Below are 18,526 nucleotides of genomic sequence, written 5' to 3'. Positions count from 1 at the left end.
ATTGATATGACAAAAATCTGGGACCTTTATAGAAACAGCCACTGGGCAGAACCTTTTCTAATTGGTTCAATCTGCTTATTTGTAGGGTTATCAACAGTCCTGTACTTATTAATTATTAAAAGCAGAAGCAGAAAAATAAAACAGGAAAAACTCAGAAATGATTACGAGCAAATCATTGTCGAATTAATGTATTCAGTGGTTTTTATGGACACTCCTTTTTCTACTCTAAAAGAAGAACAGGATTACAGGATGCTTTTAAAAAACACTTACTTCAGAGAAGTACTGGCAGAATCTGTTATTAATCTTCATAAAAATTACGATGGTGTTTATGCGTTAAAACTGGAACACTTTTATAAAGAGTCAGAATTAATAAATAATTCTTTAAAAAAACTTAAAAATCATAAATGGGAAGTAAAATGTAAAGGAATTACAGAATTGGCTGAAATGAATATTACGGATGCTTTTGACAACATCATAACCATTTCTAAATCCAAAAATAAAACTTTAAAAATCACCGCTATAAACGCCTCAATAAAACTAGTAGGAGTAAAAGGAATCATACACCTTACTGAACACCCCTATCCTATTGATGACTGGACGCAATTAAACATTATAAATGCTTTCAAAAAACACGATATTGGCGATACTCAGGGTGTCGAATACTTACTTGAATCGAAAAATACAACAGTCGTAGCACTCGGGTTAAAACTTATCAAAGAACTTAAGCTTACGCAAAAACTCCATCATGTAGAACAATTGACAGAAAAGGCTCCAAACACACTAATACAATATGAAGCACAAAGTGTATTGCAAGCACTAAACGTAAATCTTATAAACGAATGATTTTTTTTAATAGTGAAACAACATGGTTTTTGGATGTTTATATCCTCCTTATTCTTGGATACGCAATCCTAATCATGTCATCCTATCTTATATTGGCCTACCTTTCTACAAAAGCACTAAGAAGTTATCTTAAAAAAAATAGTTTTGTAGATTATGAAGTATTGCTTACAAGCGAATTTGCCCCCAAACTCTCCTTAATTGCTCCTGCCTACAACGAAGGCTTTACTATTGAAGAAAATGTAAAATCTTTACTTTCTTTAAACTACAATAATTATGAGGTGATTGTGGTAAATGACGGCAGTAAAGACAATTCAATGGAAATCCTGATTAGTACTTACGATCTTGTTCTGACAGAATTTAAGGTCGATTTAAAAATCGAAACCAAAAAGATTAGAGGAATATATACTTCCAAAAATACTGCATTTAAAAAACTGATAGTCGTTGACAAAGAAAATGGAGGAAAAGCAGATGCCCTAAACGTGGGACTTAACATAGCACATAATCCTTATGTAGTATGTATTGATGTTGATTGTATCCTTGACAAAGACGCTTTATTAAAGTTAGCAAAACCCTTTTTAGAATCTCATGGTAAACGCATTATTGCTACCGGGGGTGTAGTAAGGATAGCAAACCAATGTGTGATCCGTAATGGACGACTGGTTGAAATAAACATACCCGATGTTTTATTACCCAGAATACAGGTTTTAGAATATCTTAGAGCTTTTCTTTTAGGAAGAATGGCTTGGGGAAGGCTCGACGGACTATTACTTATCAGTGGTGCATTTGGTGCATTCGACAAAGAAATAGCTTTGTTATCAGGAGGATACAGCACAAAAACAGTTGGAGAAGACATGGAACTTGTCGTTCGGATGCGTCGTTATATGGTTGAAAATAAATTACCCTACTCGGTTAGTTACATCCCTGACCCACTTTGCTGGACAGAAGCTCCTGAAGATTTCAAAATATTCAAGAAACAGCGCAGCCGATGGATGAGAGGAACAATTGAAACACTTACACTTCATAAAAAAATGTTCCTAAACCCTAAATATAAACTTTTAGGTATGCTTAGTATCCCTTACTGGACATTTTTTGAATTTCTGGCTCCCGCAATAGAATTTACAGGTCTGATTATAACGCTCCTGTTTATATTTTTTGGTTTCATTAACTGGCATTTCTTCTTATTGCTGGTACTTTTTGTTTATACATTTGCTGTATTCTTTTCAGTTATAGCCTTGTTTAGTGAAGAATTTACTTATCACAAGTATCCTAAACAAACTGATTTTTTTAAGCTTCTACTGGCTGCTTTTATTGAACCGGTATACTTCCATCCTTTAACGGTTTATGCTGCCTTAATTGGTTATAAAGAAAAGGTTATGGGAACAAAAGGCTGGGGCGAAATGACCCGAAAAGGTTTTACAAAGAAGGAATAATTATACTTGATAACACCCAACGGGTTACTTAATTAAATCATCATCAAAAATGGTTCTCGATACAAATTTTCTGAAAAAGCTATTGCATTTTCAGAAAATTCACTACCTATGACGTTTTTATTTAACTAGGGCGTCGACTCTGCTCAGCCTGACAAAACAAACGTCATCTTATATTGCTTTTTTTTGTAAAAAAATTATTCCTCGAACTGACGTCTTAATAATCACTCCCAACGGGTTATCATTAATATATAAACAGCCCGTTGGTGCAATACTATTTTTTTCAAAAATTAAAGCAACTGCTATAGTACCCCTTACTATTTTATAGCGCCAATAATATCATATTTAGTGATAATGTGATGGTTTCCATTTTCTAAATCCACTAAAACAGCATCATTTTCTTTGGTAAACAATTTGGAAACTTCTTCTATTGGAGTCCCTAATCTTACAATTGGAAAAGGTTTTCCCATTACTTCCTTGATTGGTTTTTCGGCAACATTTTTATCAGCTACATAACTTCTGAACAAATCGGTTTCATCAACAGAGCCCACAAAACCATTAATATCTACTACCGGAATCTGCGAAATTTTATATTTACGCATACGCTCAATAGCATGCGAAACCAATTCTTCAGTACGAACCACAATTAATTCTTTGTCAATATGATCTTTGATAACATCTTCTGCTTTTGTAACATTTTCATCAAGAAAACCACGTTCACGCATCCAGTCATCATTAAACATCTTTCCTACATAACGGCTTCCTGAATCGTGAAATAAAACCACAACAACATCATCAGGTTTAAAATGCTCTTTTAGCTGCAATAAGCCTTTTATACAGGCTCCGGCAGAGTTTCCAACAAAAATCGCTTCTTCCATCGCAATTTTTCTGGTATAAACCGCCGCATCCTTATCGGTTACTTTTGTAAAACCATCTATTAGTGAAAAGTCAACATTTTTAGGCAAAATATCTTCTCCGATTCCTTCCGTGATATACGAATAGATTTCGTTCTCATCAAAGATTCCGGTTTCATGGTATTTTTTAAAAACAGAACCATAAGTGTCGATTCCCCAGATTTTAATATTCGGATTTTTCTCTTTTAAATATTTTCCAACACCCGAAATAGTTCCGCCGGTTCCTACTCCTACCACAAAATGAGTTATTTTGCCCTCAGTTTGTTTCCAGATTTCAGGTCCTGTCTGTTCGTAATGCGCAAGAGAATTTGATAAATTATCGTATTGGTTTACATACCATGAATTGGGTGTTTCTTCGGCCAGACGCTTTGAAACCGAATAATAAGATCTTGGATCTGTTGGTTCAACATTGGTAGGACAAACCACTACTTTAGCACCAACAGCACGCAAAATATCCATTTTTTCTTTGGATTGTTTGTCAGAAATCACGCAAATCAGTTTGTATCCTTTTATGATGGCTACAAGTGCCAATCCCATTCCGGTATTTCCCGAAGTCCCTTCAATTATGGTTCCACCAGGTTTCAGTCGTCCATCAGCTTCAGCGTCTTCAACCATTTTTACGGCCATCCTGTCTTTAACAGAATTTCCGGGATTAAAAGTTTCGACTTTTGCTAATACCAAAGCATCAATTTCAGCAACAACTTTATTTAGTTTTACTAATGGGGTGTTGCCAATGGTTTCTAAAATATTATTTGAAAAGTCCATTTTTATATCAATTTAATTTTACTTTAAGATAAAACGAATTTTGTCTATTGAAAGAAATTCCAAACCAAACCAAACCGGATGGTGAAATCACGATATGGATTATTTGGAGCTGAGTAATAAATACTTTCTGAAAAAGCAGCATTAAAATGTTCTGCTTTTAAATAAATTCGGGTTTGACGAATTCTTCCATTCAGGAAAAAATCAAACGTTGGATAACCTCCTATTTTTTTCGTATTCTGAACAAAAAATTCTCCAACTACCGGATTGTAATCATTTCCATAATACTTTGTAAAGTAATTAAAGATGATTCCGGTCTGAATATAAAGTGCTTTTTTAAACAAATAAGTCGAATAATAAAATGTGTTTCTCGTTACAAAATCCGGAACATTTAAAATCAAATCTGACTGGGTTACTTTTTGATACAAAAACGTATTATCTAAACCAAAATCCCCAAATTTAAATTCTCTGTTTGCCTTTACAGACAAGTAATTGATTGTATTTCCGTATTGAAACGGTCGCACAATTTGCTCACGATCCTCAATTTGTTGAGGGGTTGCATCGTCTTTAAAATACAAATGATCAGTTAAAACCGTATAGCTCGCCTCAGCATTCAGCCATGGAGTATATATCTTAGCGCTAAGCAAATTGATTTTTTCATTTTTGAATTTATCTATATTTGACCAATTGTACGCTATATAACTGCTTTGATAAAGAAGATAATTGTTATTAGGCAGCTTGCTAATATTTTTATAACGGAAATCAAATTGGATTTTTTCATTTAAATTGTATCTCAGCTTGGCATCTAAGTCAGAAATTGCTTCTTTTGTGATGGATCTTGATAATAAAAATCGGCCATTCCATTTGTTTTTCTGGTATTCGTATTGTGCTCCAACACTATTAATTTCCCTGAATAAATTATCAGGAATAGTAGTTCCTCCATCATAAACTATAATACGGTTATACTTATAATTTGACCTGTAATCATCAATAAAAAAATTAAATTTCCCTAGTAATGAATTCTCATATGCCACTCCTACTCTATTATATAATTTTTCAAAACGAGTCTGGTCCTTAATGTTACTGGTAACATAAGACTCACCAAATCTCTCAACCAATGTGCTGCCCACCGTTGATAAAACTGTAGGCTGTTTGTATTCGAAAAATTTATTTTCAAAATTAAACTGATGCGTAACGTATAAATTATTGTTTCCTTGTGTCGGATTTATTCTAAAAGCGTGATCGAAAAAAAGTCTTTTCCCTTTGAGGAAAGATTCGGCATCTGTCAGATAAACCTCCAGTCGCTGGCGATTGGTGAAGTTTGGGTCTCCGCTTTCAAAATCTTCTGTCGTTGTAATTCCGCCATTTTCTTCATTTAAAACATCCTGATAAGTATAATGCAAGTATAAAATATAACGTTTATCAGTTGTATTATAACTGGCCCCAATTCTAAAATTTCCAATACTGGTTAACTGGTTAATATATTTTCCTTCAGATCTGAGTCCTCTGTAAGCTGCAAAGAAATTCAGATTTTTTGAAGTATTCAGCGTAATAAACGAATCTACATTTTGTCCTTTGCCTATACTTGTATTAAAAAACAACTCTGTCAATGGTGTTGCTACATGGTAATAATTAATTTCGCTGGCATCCATAAAATTAAAATGCTTTCCCTGAAAACCAATATCCGGATAAGGAGAAAAGTCAGTCAGGCTATATTGCAAAGTATTGTAAGTCTGACCAATATTAGAGAAAGGCAAAAGCCCGAAATTATCCCTTCTGAGGTAATTTTGTCTATAGGCACTTTTTAAAGTCAACGAAGTATCTACAATAGTCGTATCGTGTTCCAACGTAACAATTTGGTATTGCTCAATCTTGGCTACCAGTGCTTTTTTCTTTTTTACGGTATCAGTAATACTCGAATATTGCGAATTCATATCTAAATTCTTTTTAGGAGCTCCTCCCTGAGCAAACAATAAAGATGGTACGACTAATAGGTATAGAAAAAAAAGTATTCTCATTTGATGCGTTATGTAGGTGTAATAATTTCGATAAATTGCCAGAGCAAAGGTAAATTATAAATATGTATAAATAAAAAAACACATCAATTTATACTATTGCTTACCAAATAGAATGAGAACGTATTTTTTTACAGAAAATTTTATAATATTTGTCATTTAAAATTCAAAGAAATGCTTCAGAAAAATTTTTCAGGATTTATTTTTGAAACCGGAACCGATGAAGCCGGCAGAGGCTGTCTGGCTGGCCCGGTAACTGCTGCTGCTGTAATTTTGCCGGCTGAATTTGAACATTCTTTCCTGAATGACAGTAAACAACTTTCTGAAAAAATAAGAGAATCGTTGAAACCAATTATTGAAGAAAACGCCATCTGTTTTGCCGTAACGCATTTGCATCCTGAAGAAATTGATGAAATAAATATCCTGAATGCTTCCATGAAAGGCATGCAGGAATGTATCTTAAAATTAAACCAGACTCCTGAATTTATTATTGTAGACGGGAATCGTGCCCTGAATGCAAAATTGGGTTTAAAAAATACTTTTGGAAAACAGTTTTCTTCTGCAGAAATCGAATTACTAAAATCTATTCCGAATCAGAGCATCATAAAAGGGGACAGTAAATTTTTAAGTATTGCTGCGGCTTCTGTTTTGGCAAAAACCTATCGCGATGACTACATGGACAAAATTCACGAAGAATTTCCTATGTACAACTGGAAGAAAAATAAAGGTTACCCAACCAAAGAACACCGCGAAGCCATTAAAAAATATGGTCCGACAAAATACCACCGAATGAGTTTCAGGCTCCTGCCGGAACAGTTGGAGCTGGATTTTTTTGAATAATAAAAAAGGCTTATCAAAAAAGATAAGCCTCGTTTACTAAAATCTATTAACTAAAACTGAAATTTATATCCAAAATCAGGCGAAAAACCAATTTGGTCTTTCTGGTCTATTGCATTGGTAAGCCTGTTGTATTCGAGTGTAAAAATGTTGGTATGGTTGGTTACATTTTGAAGATCTATGTAAAACTGATGAAATCTCTTCTTCTTTTTACTGTTAAATTTAATTCCGAATTTCACATCCAGCCTTAAATACGAATCATATTGTTTACTAAAGGCGTTGGCATCATCCCTGATTTCATAACCCGTATCATTTGAAGCTTGTAAATCAACCGGTGTATAATAACGACCTCCGGCTGTAGTAAATTTAGTATCAATTGAAAATACGTTTTTCTTCGTCTTTCCGATTTTAAATTCTTTACCTCCCAAAAGATTAAACACATAACCGTTATTAAAAGGTGAATTTCGTTCGATTCCGTCACTTCCTTTATATTTGCTTTCAAACAGAGAAGTCGTACACAAAGCATAATAACCATCGCTGAAGAACTTTTCGGCTGTAAATTCAATTCCCTGATTAAAGCCTTTACCTTTACTTACCAGTGAAGTTTTATCTATCGAATAACCAAAATCTGCTCCTTCTGTCAAGGTTGAATAACTGCTCGGGAAAGATTCTACCCCTGCCTTACTGATATCCTGATAATACACCTCTACTTTCCCCCTCCATCTTTTTCCTACTCGTACATCATACCCCAAAACATAATGCTGGCTCTGCACTAAATCGAGATTTCTGTTGGTCTGAACAGGATTTCCATTTACAAATTCATTGAGGAACAAAATGGGAGCCGGTACACTCTGATGATGCAGACCATACCCAAAATTGATTGTGTTTGATGCATTAAAGGCATACGAAATTGCCGTTCTGGGTTCAAAAACAAACTCTTTATTTATAGAAAAATACTGCCCGTGAATACCCGCATTAAAAGTCAATTTTTCTGTTAATCGAAATTGCCCCTGAGCAAACGGCTGGACAATATTGTAATTTCCATCAATAGCTACTAGCTGTACTAAATCGGCATAACCGTCGCCATCAGCATCGTCTTGTCTGTCTCTTGTCTGCATATCTGCTTTAAGAGAATAATTTTCTAAAAGCAATCCTGCCCTGATGGTCGTTTTTTTGCTCAGTTTGGAATTGAACAAAGTAGAGAATGTCATTCTGTTTTCAGTATTGTCAATATCTGAAAACCTCAGTTTATTTTCAGCAGGTGTGCCAAAATCGTAATAACGGTCATTTTTGTAAGTGTTCCCCGAATTAGAATATCCAATAATTGTTTTTAGGGAAGAATTGCTTCCAATAGACAAATTGTGTTTCAAACCTATTGAACCAAACAGGGACGTTACATATCCATCTTCGTCCTGAGCGGCAAAAGGATCTTCTTTGTCTATGTCTTTGCCCAAAAAGTCAATATCTGAAGTTCCGTAAATTCCAAAAACAGAAAAATTACCTATTTTGCTTTTTCCAAAATCAATATTAAAACTAATATCACTGTAATTGGGCTGCGCATCTGTTCCTGCTAATCCGGTCACTCCAACAAAACCATATCGTGCTGATGCAACAAACGAACTGCCCTTTTTGCCGAGCGGACCTTCTGCCATAAATTCTAATCCGGGATAAGCACCCGCACTGACCATGTACTCATATTCATCCGGATTTCCTTTTCTGAAACCCAAATCAAAAACTCCGGCAATTGCGTTTCCATATTCTGCTGGAAAGGCTGAAGTCATAAAATCAGAATTAGCCAGGAGATTGGGATTCAAAGCCGAAACAGGCCCACCTGTAGTTCCCAAAGTCGCAAAGTGATTCGGATTTGGAACAGGCATTCCTTCAATCCTCCACAGCATTCCCGAAGGCGAATTTCCACGCACAACGATATCATTCCGGCTGTCATCACCAGTTGAAACCCCTGCAAAATTTGAAACCAGACGTGCTACATCGCTTCTTCCGCCTGAGAATCTTGTAACCTCTTCCGGGCTAAACTGTTTCGTAGAAACTACAGCCATTTTATTGATAGCTTTCGCTTTATTAGATCCTGAAACAACTACAATTTCATCCAATGAATTGAATTGTTCCGTCATTGAAATTGTAATCAGGTTATCTTTTCCGGTTGTAATATCAAGATCAGCAACCGACGTACTTTCATATCCCTCTAAACTTATCGAAATACTTTGTCTTCCCAAAGGAATTTCCGATAGTCTAAAATTACCTTCTTCGTCAGAGGTTATTTGCTTTTCATCATTTCCAACAAGCATAATAACAGCTCCCGAAATTGGTTTTTCAGATTGTTTGTCAATTATTTTCCCCTTGACAACTCCAGTCTGGGCGTAGAAACCCAGCGTAAAAAAACTTAAAAAAATCAGAAATATACTTTTCATTTTTATTTTGCATTACAGTTATAGCAAGCAAAAATAAAAAGTCGAAATTTCTTAAAAATTGACTTGAGTTAAGATTTACTATTTAGTGTTATCCGGGTTCTTATCCGGCTTAGGCTTTCCGGTTGAATTCCTAAATAGCTGGCTATGTGTTTAAGAGAAACCCTTTCGACAACTTTTGGGCAATATTTTACAAAACGCAGATATCGCTCTTCATGAGAAAGAAGCGACATTGCCATATTTCTTCCGGTTAAGCCTTTGATGGTTCTTTCCATCATTATCCGAAGAAAGGAATTGAATACAGGATATTCTGAAACCAGCTTTTCAAAATCACTTTTATAAACCAGATAGAGTTCACAATCTTCGAGAGCTTCTATATTTTGTAAAGATGGTTTTCCGTATAAAAAGCTTTCAAAGTCAGCATACCAATCGTTTTCGAAGAAAAAATTACCGGTTGATTCTACTCCGTCAACCAAATAATAATAACGAATACAACCTTCAGCAATAAAAAGACCGAAATTACAAAAATCGCCCTCTACCAAAAGGTGTTCGTTTTTTTTAATTGTTTTTAATCTCAGTATATTTTTAAAAGCTATACTTTCATTTTCATTACAATCAATTAATCGCGATAAATCTGTAATTACGCTTTGCATCGTTTGAAGACTTTAGAAACTTGTTCTTACTATTTAAAAACTTATAACTGAAACTATTAAATAAAATTGTTCCAAAATTTCTTATTAAAAAAAAATATGCAATTTATGTAAATTTATAACTACTGAATAATGAGTATATAACGATATTACTTTTTACTTTTTAAAAATTCTGCAAACTGTTTGGTATCAAAATAAAACGGCCTGATTGCCGTAATTTTTCCATCTTTTAAGTCAAAATGTTCCGAGATTGGCATTGAAAGCGTTTTGCCTGATTTCTTGGCTTTGCACTTTATGGTAAAATAGATAATTACTTCATTTTTAGAAGCATCACTAAAATAAACAGGTTCCTTTTCTATTTCCAATTCAAAAAATTCAGTTGATTTTGCAAACATTTTTGTCCATTCATTAAAACCTTTATAAGTTCCGCTGTATGGAAGTCCTTCTGCCTGATTGTAAATTGCACCGTCTTCGATTAATGTTGCCATCGTATTGAAATCCCTTGTTTTAAAAAGGCATTCGTAATATTGAGCTACTATTTTAAAATTCTCAGCTTCAAGATTTTTTAAAACATCAGCTTCAGACAAAGTTGCATCTTTATCCCAAAAACCGATAATTTTACTGACCTGTCCTTTTCCGTTTAATCGGGCAAAATCACGACCACCCATTATCAGCTTATTTTTAGAATCCTGAATTTTCCACTCCCAGGTTACATAATTGTCTTTTACAATTTTTGGTCCTGATGTTAAAACTGCATCCGGAAATTTTTTATAAAATTCATTGATAACATTATTAAATGCTGTAATTCCTTTTATAGATGCCGAAGGATCTTCAAAAGTACTGTCTTCCAACCAGATTATTTTTATCATTTTCAATCTTGCATCACTATTACGTTCCTGCCAGACTTTTTCATAAACCGTAACTGGATATAATTTATCTTTTTTTTGAGCCAAAAGACCATTAAATACAAAAAGGAAACAGATGAAGTAGATTTTTCTCATAAATCAAGTAGGTTTTATTAAAACTATGACACCAATTTACGCATAAAAACAGTACAAAACTGCTGTTTTTCATAATTTGTCAACAATTCAAAATATTGTCTTTTAACCTCAGTTTGATTATTAGACCAATAAAAAAAGGTTTAATCCGTTGGGTGAAATTAAAAATGAGTGTCAGGCTGAGTCCGTTCGGCTTTGCTCAGGATAAACTTAGTCGAAGCCTTTTCGTCTTCAAAAGCCTTTGACTCCGCTCAGGATGACATCAATTCCTTAAGTTATAAATGATGTTTCACTCCCAATTTTTATACTTTTATAATCAAATCAATCTTTTTAATCAATCTCACCCAAAGGGTTAATAAAAAAGTATATTAATAACCTCCTTTCAGTTGGAGGTTTATTGAGTTTTAGAAAGACAATCTGGCTTTAGCCAAAAAATCAACACTCTTTTTATTTGGCTAAAGCCTTTTTAACTAAACTATAAGTTCTCCAGCTGAAGCTGGAGGCTATTTAATAATAATCGAACTCAGGTTTTTAACAAATCATTTTTACTTTTTCAATAATTTAAACCAAATGAAAATAAAAAAAAGCTGAAGAAAAAGACAATTTCCGGTTGTTATTCTCTTCAGTTTTTTTGATACAGCTTTTTATAAGATGATTTTTTAAACGAATTCTGCTTCGAATAATTCACTCAAATGTTTGATGATTTTAGCTTTCACTTCTTCTTCGTTTACTTTTTCAACACCCAATTCAACGTTTAAGGAAGTAACGCCTTTTCCGCGAATGCCACACGGAATGATATTATCAAAATACCCTAAATCGACGTTTGCATTTAAAGCAAATCCGTGCATGGTAACCCAGCGGGATGCGCGAACACCCATTGCGCAGATTTTACGTGCAAACGGAGTTCCAACACCAAGCCAGACTCCGGTTTCTCCATCGCTTCTGCCCGACTCTAATCCGTATTCTGCTAATGTCAAAATAATTGATTCTTCGAGAAAACGCAGGTATTTATGGATATCAGTAAAGAAGTTTTCCAGATCCAGAATTGGGTAACCTACAATTTGTCCGGGACCGTGATAGGTAATATCGCCGCCACGATTGATTTTATAAAAAGTCGCTCCTTTGGCTTCGAGCTGTTTTTCATTTAAAAGTAAATTTTCCAGATCGCCGCTTTTTCCTAAGGTATAAACATGCGGATGCTCCACATACAATAAATAATTTGGCGTTGGCAGCTCAAGTTCTTCTCTTCTGTTTTTAATTTTTAAATCGACTATATCTTTGAAAATTTCTTCCTGATATTCCCATGTCGATTTGTAATCTTTTTTGCCCAGATCCTGAAGTTGGATTTTTTTATTCATTTTATTTATTTTTCAAACTCAACATCAAAGTTCAGTTTGTCGGGATTCTCCATATAATCCGTAAAAGGGTATTGAATTGTAATTGATTTTCTATCTTCGCTGAATAGCGCATTCGGGTTTGATACTTTTTTAATTTTTTTCGGAAAATGATATTTTACCACATAATTGGATAATACAAAAAACATTTTAGACATATCTGGAGCTGTATCATTTACTTTTTCAGCCACTTTTTGCTGATCGATTACTGCTTTTCGTGTAAATTTCTTTCCGTTGTAAGTATAGTTTAACTTGCTTTTGTTTTCTGCAAAACTGCTCACAAGAGGATTTGTACTTGGACGTCCTTCTAACTTTTGAAGCGTACTGATGGTCTTCAAAATATCCTGAAGTTCGTTTACCTTTTTAAAATCTGTTGAAAGCGTCATTAAAAAAACCTTTTTTTCAGTGCTTATTTCGGTATGTACAACGAAATTTTCTATTTTCTTTAGTTCCTTCTGTATTTCAGGAGAAAGCTTTGCGATGCTGTCTTTTTTCTCTTCAAATAATTGCTTGAATGTAAAACTGGTATCTATGTATTTTTTGGCATTGGCTCCTATTTGTTCGTCCAATTGAGCTCCGGCCATTTCCATCATTGAAGAACCTTCAAGATCTACAGAAAATTTTCCGGTTCCGTTATCATTTATATAAATATTTTCAGTAAAAGTACAACTGGCTAATGTTACCAGTAAAAAACAAAAAACAAGTAATCGATATAATTTCATTAAATTAATTTTTATCAAAGATACGAACTTTTTTAAGCTACTAAGGTTCTGAGATGCTAAGTTGCTTTACAGCTTATTATTCTAAAATCACTTCCAGATTAGTACTTTCAGGATACTGAAGAAAATCTGAAAGACGGAATTCTACAACTAACGATTTTTTATCAGAACTGAGAATTGCTTTTTCATTCGAAACTGATTTTATTTTTCCCGGAAAATTGTACTTTAATGTATAACACTGTATTAATTTTAAAGTTCCATATTTGTTCTCGAACTTTTTACATTCTTCTTTTGCTTTTTCGAGTTCAGCGGTATTTACAATCAGAACATTACGTTTAAAAACTTTTCCGTCAAAATCATATGTTATTCTGTAGTAATGGTTTTCGGCAGATAATGCATAATTATGTGCTATGTCTGATACATAATTTTCAGTTTTATATAAATCGGGAATTTCTGAAGCTTTATTAAAGTGAAGTTCGAATGTGTTTTTATATTCTTTTTCGAAAGAACTCTTTTTGAGATGTACTTTTACATTGGCATATTTTTGAAACAACAGCTGTTCTTCTGGCAGATATTTTGAAAAATTCTCGTTATATTTTTTGATATAATCTTTAAAAACGTACGTAGTATCCTCAAATATATTCTCTTTAGAATATTCTTCCCGTGCGATTTGCATATAACTATTTTCATCTCTGAGTTGCACTACTTCAATATCACCGCTTCCGTCAGGATTGATTGTTATGGTTTCGGTAATTTGGCAGCTTACAACAGAAATCAAGAGTAGCACTATGAATAAGTATTTCATTTTTTTTTGAAAAGATTTTAAGGTTCTGAAAAGCTAAGATACTAAGTTTTTTTTAGTCATTACGAGGAACCAAGCAATGTCATTAAGCTAAGAAATTTTCAGTCGTCACTTCGAGTGATTTTTAATAATAATAATAATAATGCAATAGCTTTATGATTAAAAATTGTATCGAGAAGCTTTTTAATACTAAGGTTCTCGATACATTTTGTTTTTAAAAAAAGCTATCGCATTTTTTAACAAAACACTCGAACTGACGATAATGTCCCTTAACTTAATGACATTGATCGCTCGTGTGCAACAGATAGCGGGACAACAGATAATTAAGAAACGTTTTTTTCTGCTTCTAATAAAAAAACATTCCTCTTTTCTAAAACTTTAGACTTTATGACTTTGCAACTTTGCGACTTAAAAACTATCTTTGCACTCTTAAAAAAAAGCACAAAATGGCATTATCAGAACAAGAAATCATCAGAAGAGAAAAACTTCAAAACTTACGCAACTTAGGAATCAATCCTTATCCTGCTAATCTTTTTCCTGTAAATCATACTTCGAAGCAGATAAAGGAGTCGTTTGAAGAAGGTAAGAAGGTAATCGTTGCCGGACGTTTGATGAGTGTTCGTGATCAGGGTAAAGCTTGTTTTGCTGAATTACAAGACAGCGAAGGACGTATTCAATTGTACGTAAACCGTGATGTTTTGTGTGAAGGCGATGATAAAACGTTGTACAATCAGGTTTTCAAAAAATTAACCGATTTAGGTGATTTTATTGGTATTGAAGGTGAATTGTTTACGACACAGGTTGGTGCAAAATGTATTCGTGCAACTGGTTTTACTTTTTTGAGTAAAACATTACGTCCGTTACCATTACCAAAAGTTGACGAAGACGGAAATATTCACGATGCTTTTAATGATGCTGAATTGCGTTACAGAATGCGTTATGTAGATTTAACGGTTAACCAACATGTTAAAGAAACTTTCATCAAACGTACCAAGTTATTTACTGCAATGCGCGGTTATTTTAACGATGCAGGATATCTTGAAGTTGACACTCCTGTGTTACAGTCAATTCCGGGTGGTGCTTCGGCGCGACCATTTATTACGCACCATAATTCGCTTGATATTCCGCTTTACATGCGTATTGCGAATGAGTTATACTTAAAAAGATTAATTGTTGGTGGATTTGAAGGTGTTTATGAGTTCTCGAGAAACTTCCGTAACGAAGGTATGGACAGAACACATAATCCTGAGTTTACCGCAATGGAAATATATGTAGCTTACAAAGACTACAACTGGATGATGGAATTTGCAGAAGGTTTATTGGAACATTGTGCCATTGCTGTAAACGGTACAAGTGAAGTTACTTTTGGTGAACACCAAATCAACTTTAAAGCGCCTTACGCTCGTGTAACGATGACAGATTCTATCAAACATTTTACCGGTTTTGACATTTCAGGTAAAACAGAAGAAGAGTTGTTTGAAGCTGCAAGAGGAATGGGAATCGAGGTTGACAACACAATGGGTAAAGGAAAATTGATTGATGAGATTTTTGGCGCTAAATGTGAAGGAAATTATATTCAGCCAACTTTTATTACGGATTATCCAAAAGAAATGTCTCCGCTTTGTAAAGAGCACCGTGATAACCCAGATTTGACGGAACGTTTTGAATTGATGGTTTGCGGAAAAGAAATCGCAAATGCGTATTCTGAATTAAATGACCCTATTGATCAGCGTGAGCGTTTTGAAGATCAAATGCGTCTGGCTGCAAAAGGTGATGATGAAGCAAACGGAATCATAGACGAAGATTTCTTAAGAGCGCTTGAGTACGGTATGCCTCCAACATCCGGAATGGGAATTGGAATGGATCGTTTGATTATGTATTTAACAAACAACGCTTCTATTCAGGAAGTTTTATTGTTCCCGCAAATGCGTCCTGAGAAAAAACAAACAGTTGAACTTTCTGATGAAGAGAAATTTATCGTTGATTTATTGAAAGGAAATGAAAATAAAATGGATCTTCAGCAATTAAAAATTACGGCGAATTTAAGCGGTAAAAAATGGGATGCGTCTATGAAAAATTTATCTAAACATGGTTTGACTAAAGTTGCCGTGGAAGGTGAGTTTAAGTTTGTGGAATTGGTGGGGTAATGAATTTTCAATATAATAATACTAGAAAGAGCTTCAAAATTGAAGCTCTTTTTTATTGTTTTTGATTTTCTAAATAAATTACCAATTCATCTACATTAGTAAAAGGATTTAAATTAAATACTTCTACTCCATCATTATTTTGAATAACTGTTGATCTGCTTTTTTCAGCATGAGATTTCGCTGTAGTTATTTTATCTTTTAAAATAGAATAGTGCTTGAAATTATTTTTTTCATAATTCTCCATTCCTGCACATTTTTTCAATTCCTTTTCTAACTCTGCTTCTGAAGTAAAAGCTTTGGTTGAATTTTTAAAGTGGAGCAGGTACCATGTTTCAAAACATATACTAGAAAAAATAACATCTGCGCTTTTTTGAGAAGCAAGTTTGAAAACATCTCCTCTTCGTGGGAAATTATCATGATCAAAAACTACAAATATCTTTTCAAAACCCTCTTTCTTTGCGTTTTTTAAAACATCAGTAACATCACCTTTACAGTCAATTACATTTACAGCTATGGTTTTAGGCAAACCCAAATCCTCCTTCATTGCATTAAAATAATTCTTCTCAGTTAATCCTTCGCAAAGAATCAAAACCTTTGATTTAAACTGTCTCTCTTTAAAATTATTCTTTGGTCTTTTAGCCATATTTATGAATTTATAAATTCAATTAATTCATGTCTAAAAGTTTCTCTTGCAATATTAGGTACTGCTCCTAATCTTCCTTCGGTATACCATTTTTCAAAATTCCCTTCTCTAATCCCTTTAATATCTGAAACTGTATATAATTCAGTTTCCCCTTTTGAATTTTTCTCTACTAAATTGATTTGATCTCTTCGTAAATTATTTTCAGGACTTAATAGAGTAGTATCATGAGTTGCAAAAATAAATTGCGCTCCATTTTTATTAACCTCTGGATCATTGAATAAACTCAATATATATTGCGCAATTTCTGGATGCAAACTTCTTTCAAATTCATCTACAACTAAAATACTTCCACCTCTCAATCTATTTAAAACGATAGGACTAAATGCAATAACTCTCTGTGTTCCAGATGATTCATCTATATATTCAAACTCTATTTTTTCATTTATATCATTCAAGTGAAATGTTTTAATACTACCATCAATTTCTTCAAAATCAACAACTTGAGTATCTATTTTTTGAATTAGAGATTTTGATAATTTTAAAACATCACCCCACACTTGTAAATCTTTAAACATTATTTTACTAAAAATATCATTAAACTTATTGGAATGAAAGCTGTCCGCTGTAAAAACTATAATAAGAATAATCGCTTCATAAGTTTTTTTGGCAATTTCAACATTTTCAAGCGCAGCTTTACCTAAAAATAATTGATTCTCCGTTGTACGTTGTTTTATTGTTTCAAAAATTCCTTCATATCCATTTCCTTTAATGATTTTTTGGCGATTTCTTTCAAAAACTTTTACTTGCACTCCTTTTGGATAAATCATTAATGTTTCATTTAAAATTTCATTACTTGATACTTCAACTGAATAAACATGTAAAACATTATCAATTAACAAGTCAATCGAAAAATAAGACCCTTTTGTTAAATTTTCATTACTTAATCTAAATGGATCATATAAACCAATATTACCATTTGGTTTATTATCTGTAGACATCTCTATAAATGCTCTAAAGTCATATAGCGCTCTTATAATATTACTCTTTCCACTTGCATTAGGTCCATAAATAGCTGCAGAAGTTAAGGCATAATAATCTTTATTTTTAGTAGCATTGGGATTTGTCTTCTTGATTACGTTTATTGGATTTTTTAAATCGCTAGGTATCATAGACAATTCAACCATTTCATTTATAGAACGGAAATTAGAAACTCTAAAATTCAACAACATGATTATTAGCTTTATTTGTAAATATATTGCAAATATATAGTTTATTTATACTCCGCAAATGCAATTAGCAATTACTTTAACATGTTCTAAAACGAATACCGCTCCAATTTCTTCCCCTGAATATCCAAAACCTTTGAACTTTCTTTTGGAAAATCGCCTTTATGTTCGGGCTGAACAGATGGATTTGAAGGATATTTTCCATTTTTGAATTTTATATGATGAAACTTTCCGCCAGTTTCCATGATTAAATCATAAAACTTTTCTGTCGGGATTGTAGTGACATAAATTGGAAAATCGGTTACGGTAAAGGAGTTAATCAGGCTTCCATCATTATTTAAAATATAACCCGAACATCCTCCGCTCCCGCAGAAATACGAATTGGAGAAACCTACAAAATATTCGTTTTTCTGATCGTTATTTAAATCGAAAGCTTCGTAGTAAAAGTAACGGTCTTCTTTTGTCATTGCGGGAAGATCTTTCTTTAATAAAACCTGAAGTTGTTCACGAATCAACCGGACTGCTTTATCATCTTTGAGCGGAGCATCACTTACATCTGCTGTACCGCCAATTGTTTTTGACAAGGTGTCCTGAACAATTGCTTTGATTATATTTTTGTTCTCATTTTTATTTTGACAGGAATAGAATGCTAAAATTGCAATTAAAAACAGAATTTTATTTTTCATAATCGATATTTTTAATTCTTATTTATATTTAAACCCG

General features: G+C 33.4%; 15 protein-coding genes. 4 read left to right on the top strand and 11 right to left on the bottom strand.

Annotated elements, in window-relative coordinates:
- Window positions 1-6 precede the first annotated feature (6 nt).
- Both FLV_RS01740 and FLV_RS01735 read left to right on the top strand, forming a co-directional pair.
- On the top strand, window positions 7-843 hold the full coding sequence (locus tag FLV_RS01740) for a hypothetical protein (protein WP_243230318.1): 837 nt from the start codon (window positions 7-9) through the stop codon (window positions 841-843).
- Window positions 840-2,273: a glycosyltransferase family 2 protein gene (locus tag FLV_RS01735; protein ID WP_243230317.1), complete on the top strand. Its 1,434-nt coding sequence runs from the start codon at window positions 840-842 to the stop codon at window positions 2,271-2,273. Before FLV_RS01740 ends, FLV_RS01735 begins: the two co-directional genes overlap by 4 nt.
- A gap of 314 nt (window positions 2,274-2,587) precedes the next feature.
- On the opposite strand, the gene FLV_RS01730 is transcribed toward FLV_RS01735, so the two are convergent.
- Window positions 2,588-3,949, bottom strand: a complete 1,362-nt coding sequence (locus tag FLV_RS01730; protein ID WP_243230316.1) for a pyridoxal-phosphate dependent enzyme — start codon at window positions 3,947-3,949, stop codon at window positions 2,588-2,590.
- A gap of 44 nt (window positions 3,950-3,993) precedes the next feature.
- The gene (locus tag FLV_RS01725) at window positions 3,994-5,964 is read right to left on the bottom strand and encodes a putative porin (protein ID WP_243230315.1); all 1,971 of its coding nucleotides are present in this window, start codon (window positions 5,962-5,964) and stop codon (window positions 3,994-3,996) included.
- Window positions 5,965-6,135: 171 nt separating this feature from the next.
- Between FLV_RS01725 and FLV_RS01720 the strand changes: the two genes are divergently transcribed.
- Window positions 6,136-6,801, top strand: coding sequence for a ribonuclease HII (locus FLV_RS01720; RefSeq protein WP_243230314.1), 666 nt, complete (start codon window positions 6,136-6,138; stop codon window positions 6,799-6,801).
- Window positions 6,802-6,851: 50 nt separating this feature from the next.
- On the opposite strand, the gene FLV_RS01715 is transcribed toward FLV_RS01720, so the two are convergent.
- The 6 genes from FLV_RS01715 to FLV_RS01690 all read right to left on the bottom strand — a co-directional run bounded on the left by FLV_RS01715 (window position 6,852) and on the right by FLV_RS01690 (window position 13,790).
- Complete coding sequence (locus tag FLV_RS01715; protein WP_243230313.1) at window positions 6,852-9,227, bottom strand: TonB-dependent receptor; 2,376 nt, start codon at window positions 9,225-9,227, stop codon at window positions 6,852-6,854.
- 68 nt (window positions 9,228-9,295) lie between these two features.
- Complete coding sequence (locus FLV_RS01710) at window positions 9,296-9,877, bottom strand: Crp/Fnr family transcriptional regulator (RefSeq protein ID WP_243230311.1); 582 nt, start codon at window positions 9,875-9,877, stop codon at window positions 9,296-9,298.
- Window positions 9,878-10,023: 146 nt separating this feature from the next.
- Complete coding sequence (locus FLV_RS01705; protein WP_243230310.1) at window positions 10,024-10,875, bottom strand: nuclear transport factor 2 family protein; 852 nt, start codon at window positions 10,873-10,875, stop codon at window positions 10,024-10,026.
- A gap of 656 nt (window positions 10,876-11,531) precedes the next feature.
- Window positions 11,532-12,230, bottom strand: coding sequence for a lipoyl(octanoyl) transferase LipB (lipB, locus tag FLV_RS01700; RefSeq protein ID WP_243230309.1), 699 nt, complete (start codon window positions 12,228-12,230; stop codon window positions 11,532-11,534).
- Window positions 12,231-12,235: 5 nt separating this feature from the next.
- On the bottom strand, window positions 12,236-12,988 hold the full coding sequence (locus FLV_RS01695; protein ID WP_243230308.1) for a hypothetical protein: 753 nt from the start codon (window positions 12,986-12,988) through the stop codon (window positions 12,236-12,238).
- Window positions 12,989-13,064: 76 nt separating this feature from the next.
- The gene (locus FLV_RS01690) at window positions 13,065-13,790 is read right to left on the bottom strand and encodes a hypothetical protein (RefSeq protein WP_243230307.1); all 726 of its coding nucleotides are present in this window, start codon (window positions 13,788-13,790) and stop codon (window positions 13,065-13,067) included.
- 443 nt (window positions 13,791-14,233) lie between these two features.
- On the opposite strand from FLV_RS01690, the gene lysS reads away from it, so the two are divergent.
- Window positions 14,234-15,934 carry a lysine--tRNA ligase gene (lysS, locus tag FLV_RS01685; protein ID WP_243230306.1) on the top strand — a complete coding sequence of 567 codons (1,701 nt, stop codon included), beginning with the start codon at window positions 14,234-14,236 and terminating at the stop codon, window positions 15,932-15,934.
- Window positions 15,935-15,986: 52 nt separating this feature from the next.
- On the opposite strand, the gene FLV_RS01680 is transcribed toward lysS, so the two are convergent.
- The 3 genes from FLV_RS01680 to FLV_RS01670 all read right to left on the bottom strand — a co-directional run bounded on the left by FLV_RS01680 (window position 15,987) and on the right by FLV_RS01670 (window position 18,489).
- Window positions 15,987-16,577 (bottom strand): RloB family protein, encoded by a 591-nt coding sequence (locus tag FLV_RS01680; RefSeq protein WP_243230305.1) that lies wholly within the window; start codon window positions 16,575-16,577, stop codon window positions 15,987-15,989.
- 2 nt (window positions 16,578-16,579) lie between these two features.
- Window positions 16,580-17,806 carry an AAA family ATPase gene (locus tag FLV_RS01675; RefSeq protein ID WP_243230304.1) on the bottom strand — a complete coding sequence of 409 codons (1,227 nt, stop codon included), beginning with the start codon at window positions 17,804-17,806 and terminating at the stop codon, window positions 16,580-16,582.
- A gap of 86 nt (window positions 17,807-17,892) precedes the next feature.
- On the bottom strand, window positions 17,893-18,489 hold the full coding sequence (locus FLV_RS01670) for a hypothetical protein (RefSeq protein WP_243230303.1): 597 nt from the start codon (window positions 18,487-18,489) through the stop codon (window positions 17,893-17,895).
- Window positions 18,490-18,526 lie beyond the last annotated feature (37 nt).

This window comes from Flavobacterium pectinovorum (genome assembly GCF_022802975.1).
Lineage (GTDB): Bacteria > Bacteroidota > Bacteroidia > Flavobacteriales > Flavobacteriaceae > Flavobacterium > Flavobacterium pectinovorum_B.
The sequence above is the reverse complement of the archived record's forward strand: the minus strand, read 5'-3'. Positions and strand labels throughout refer to the sequence as shown.